Consider the following 3,523-nt stretch of genomic DNA (forward strand, 5'->3'; position numbering starts at 1 on the left):
GCGGGGCTGTAGCTCAGCTGGTTAGAGCACCGTGTTGATAACGCGGGGGTCGTTGGTTCGAGCCCAACCAGCCCTACCAAAGGTATGTTGAGAAAACAAACGCAAATGGCGCGAGCGCTGTTTAGGTTTGTTCTTTCAAATCGAAAGAGAGTCGCAAGACTCGACAACAAGAAGTTCTCGTTCTTTAACAATTCAGAAGAAGTAAAGTAGAAATAATCAAAATTTATTTCTGTAAAGAGATTGGTAGCAATACTGATCAGATTTATGGAAGGGTTATGATTGTATCGAACAAACAAAGTATTAAAAGAGTTTGATCAAAGCAGCCGAAAGGCAGTTTTAGAAAAAAATAAATTCTTGAGATACGGCAACGCTAAAGTAATACTCATAAGTAGTAAAGAACTATAACCGGTTTTTAGTGATGAACCTGAAGCTTAGAGATAGGCGACAGACACTAGAAGCTAAAGTTATAGGGACAAGTGAATAAGTGCACATGGTGGATGCCTTGGCGATATCAGGCGATGAAGGACGTAGTAGCTTGCGATAAGCTGCGGGGAGTGAGCAAACACACATTGATCCGCAGATTTCCGAATGGGGAAACCCGGCCTTAGGGTCATCGTATTCTGAATACATAGGAATACGAAGCGAACGTGGCGAACTGAAACATCTAAGTAGCTACAGGAAAAGAAATCAACCGAGATTCCCAAAGTAGTGGCGAGCGAAATGGGAAGAGCCTGCAAGATTTAGCATCTTTAATAGTAGAACGGATTGGAAACTCCGGCCATAGAGGGTGATAGCCCCTTATACGAAATTATCGGTGTGGAACTAAGCTTGCGACAAGTAGGGCGGGACACGTGAAATCCTGTCTGAACATGGGGGGACCATCCTCCAAGGCTAAATACTCGATATCGACCGATAGTGAACCAGTACCGTGAGGGAAAGGCGAAAAGAACCCCGGGAGGGGAGTGAAATAGAACCTGAAACCGTGTGCATACAAACAGTAGGAGCGGACTTGTTCCGTGACTGCGTACCTTTTGTATAATGGGTCAGCGACTTACATTCAGTGGCAAGCTTAACCGCATAGGGAAGGCGTAGAGAAATCGAGTCCGAATAGGGCGTCTTAGTCGCTGGGTGTAGACCCGAAACCAAGTGATCTACCCATGGCCAGGTTGAAGGTGCGGTAACACGCACTGGAGGACCGAACCCACTAATGTTGAAAAATTAGGGGATGAGCTGTGGGTAGGGGTGAAAGGCTAAACAAACTTGGAAATAGCTGGTTCTCTCCGAAAACTATTTAGGTAGTGCCTCTTGTATCACCGTCGGGGGTAGAGCACTGTTATGGCTAGGGGGTCATCGCGACTTACCAAACCATTGCAAACTCCGAATACCGACGAGTGCGAGCAAGGGAGACAGACATCGGGTGCTAACGTCCGGTGTCAAGAGGGAAACAACCCAGACCGCCAGCTAAGGTCCCAAAGTACAGCTAAGTGGAAAACGAAGTGGGAAGGCTAAAACAGTCAGGAGGTTGGCTTAGAAGCAGCCACCCTTTAAAGAAAGCGTAATAGCTCACTGATCGAGTCGTCCTGCGCGGAAGATGTAACGGGGCTAAGCTGTACACCGAAGCTGCGGATATCAATTTATTGATATGGTAGGAGAGCGTTCTGTAAGCCTGCGAAGGTGTCTTGTAAAGGATGCTGGAGGTATCAGAAGTGCGAATGCTGACATGAGTAGCGATAATGGGGGTGAAAAGCCCCCACGCCGTAAGCCCAAGGTTTCCTGTTCAACGTTCATCGGAGCAGGGTGAGTCGGCCCCTAAGGCGAGGCAGAGATGCGTAGCTGATGGGAAGCAGGTTAATATTCCTGCACCGTCGTATGATGCGATGGGGGGACGGATCGCGGAAGGTTGTCAGGCGGTTGGAAGAGCCTGTTCTTGACTTGTAGAAGGTGCCTAGGCAAATCCGGGCACGGAATTCAAGGGGTTGAGACGAGCGGGTATATCCTGCGAAGCAATCGGAAGTGGTTCCAAGAAAAGCCTCTAAGCTTCAGTCATACGAGACCGTACCGCAAACCGACACAGGTGGGCGAGATGAGTATTCTAAGGCGCTTGAGAGAACTCGGGAGAAGGAACTCGGCAAATTGGTACCGTAACTTCGGGATAAGGTACGCCCTTGTAGTTTGACCCCCCTGCGGGGGAAGGACGAAGGGGTTGCAATAAACTGGTGGCTGCGACTGTTTAATAAAAACACAGCACTCTGCAAACACGAAAGTGGACGTATAGGGTGTGACGCCTGCCCGGTGCTGGAAGATTAAATGATGGGGTGCAAGCTCTTGATTGAAGTCCCAGTAAACGGCGGCCGTAACTATAACGGTCCTAAGGTAGCGAAATTCCTTGTCGGGTAAGTTCCGACCTGCACGAATGGCGTAACGATGGCCACACTGTCTCCTCCCGAGACTCAGCGAAGTTGAAGTGTTTGTGATGATGCAATCTACCCGCGGCTAGACGGAAAGACCCCATGAACCTTTACTGTAGCTTTGCATTGGACTTTGAACCGATCTGTGTAGGATAGGTGGGAGGCTTTGAAGCGTGGACGCCAGTTTGCGTGGAGCCATCCTTGAAATACCACCCTGGTTTGTTTGAGGTTCTAACCTTGGCCCGTAATCCGGGTTGGGGACAGTGCATGGTAGGCAGTTTGACTGGGGCGGTCTCCTCCCAAAGTGTAACGGAGGAGTTCGAAGGTACGCTAGTTACGGTCGGACATCGTGACGATAGTGCAATGGCATAAGCGTGCTTAACTGCGAGACTGACAAGTCGAGCAGGTACGAAAGTAGGACATAGTGATCCGGTGGTTCTGTATGGAAGGGCCATCGCTCAACGGATAAAAGGTACTCTGGGGATAACAGGCTGATTCCTCCCAAGAGTTCATATCGACGGGGGAGTTTGGCACCTCGATGTCGGCTCATCACATCCTGGGGCTGTAGCCGGTCCCAAGGGTATGGCTGTTCGCCATTTAAAGTGGTACGTGAGCTGGGTTTAAAACGTCGTGAGACAGTTTGGTCCCTATCTGCCGTGGGCGTTGGAAGTTTGAAGGGGGCTGCTCCTAGTACGAGAGGACCGGAGTGGACGAACCTCTGGTGTATCGGTTGTCACGCCAGTGGCATTGCCGAGTAGCTATGTTCGGAAGAGATAACCGCTGAAAGCATCTAAGCGGGAAACTCGCCTTAAGATGAGACTTCCCGGAGACTAGATCTCCTTAAAGGGTCGTTCGAGACCAGGACGTTGATAGGCTGGGTGTGGAAGTGCAGTAATGCATTAAGCTAACCAGTACTAATTGCCCGTAAGGCTTGTCCCTATAACCTTAGCAGGTTGTGGGCTACAAGTGAGCAATATGAAGTGTATGCCAGTGAGTTGGATACGAATCATAACCAGTAATACCTAAGAGATTAGGAAAATGAATAGAGATTGGTGCGAGTCGATATAGAGACGGCGCACATTCTACGAAGCTTCTTCTGAATTGGATTTGCTGTG

1 tRNA gene and 1 rRNA gene are annotated in these 3,523 nt (G+C 49.3%); both read left to right on the plus strand.

Going from position 1 to position 3,523, the window contains the following annotated elements:
• Positions 1 to 2 precede the first annotated feature (2 nt).
• Positions 3 to 79, plus strand: a tRNA-Ile gene (locus H8K43_RS18625).
• Between the two features lie 391 nt (positions 80 to 470).
• A 23S ribosomal RNA gene (locus H8K43_RS18630) occupies positions 471 to 3,347 on the plus strand.
• Positions 3,348 to 3,523: the final 176 nt, after the last annotated feature.

Origin of the sequence: Cognatundibacterium curvum, assembly GCF_014284235.1 — a bacterium.
GTDB classification, from domain to species: domain Bacteria; phylum Pseudomonadota; class Gammaproteobacteria; order Burkholderiales; family Burkholderiaceae_D; genus Undibacterium; species Undibacterium curvum.